1 protein-coding gene is annotated in these 859 nt (G+C 64.7%); it reads left to right on the forward strand.

Features of this window, described 5'->3' with window-relative positions:
* Positions 1-859, forward strand: an 859-nt coding sequence (locus tag BO1_RS49035) for a DUF3138 family protein (protein ID WP_028223803.1), incomplete at both ends; no start/stop codon positions are given.

Genomic DNA, 859 nt, shown 5'->3' on the forward strand with positions numbered 1-859 from the left:
ACAACCGCGCCCCCGGCACCTCGTCGTTCCTGTTCGCGAACCACGAAAGTTCGTACAACTACTTTAACAGCACGTTCGGCGACCTCTACCTCGACATCAAGAAGACCTTCGGTGTCGGCCCGATGGCGCCTTCGGCCGAAATCACGCTCATGCCCAACCGCGGCAACGGCATCACGCTGCTGGCCAACGAGCATGGCGACATCGGCAACAACATCCTGAACACGGCGGTCATCACGGTGCCGGTGACCGCCACGGGCACGTTCGTGGCCGGTCTCATGCCGAGCTTCGGCGGCTATGAGGTGCAGCAGTCGAACCAGATGCTCACCCTCACGCACAACCTGCTCTACGACTTCTCGGATCCGGGCAGCTATGTGGGCGTGGGCTGGAACTACTCGCCCGACAGCAGCCAGTGGGCGTTCAAGTTCATGGTCGGCAACGAGCAGTACCGCACCTACGGCGCGGTCACGCAGACGGGCACGAACGCGCTGGGCGACCCCATCACGACGAGCAACAAGATCCCGACCTTCACGGCGCGCGCCGACTACACGTGGTCGAGCGCACTCGATATCGGTGGATCGTTCAACGTGGGCCGCCAGACGCTGTCGAGCGCGACCGACCCGACCACGGGCCAGATCGTCTACGGTCCGGGCGGCCAGGCGACGAGCTCGGGCGGCTACTTCTTCTTCGGCGAAATGGATGCGACCTACACGCTCGCGGACATCCAGTACAACGCCGAACTCGACTACGGCCAGCAGCAGCGCGCCGCGTTCAACGGCGGCAATGCGCAGTGGTACGGCCTCTCGCTGCTCGCGCACCGCAAGTTCAACGCGCCGGTGGTGGGCCGCATGGGCGTGACCGC

The sequence above is a fragment of the Paraburkholderia oxyphila NBRC 105797 genome, assembly GCF_000685075.1.
GTDB lineage: Bacteria > Pseudomonadota > Gammaproteobacteria > Burkholderiales > Burkholderiaceae > Paraburkholderia > Paraburkholderia oxyphila.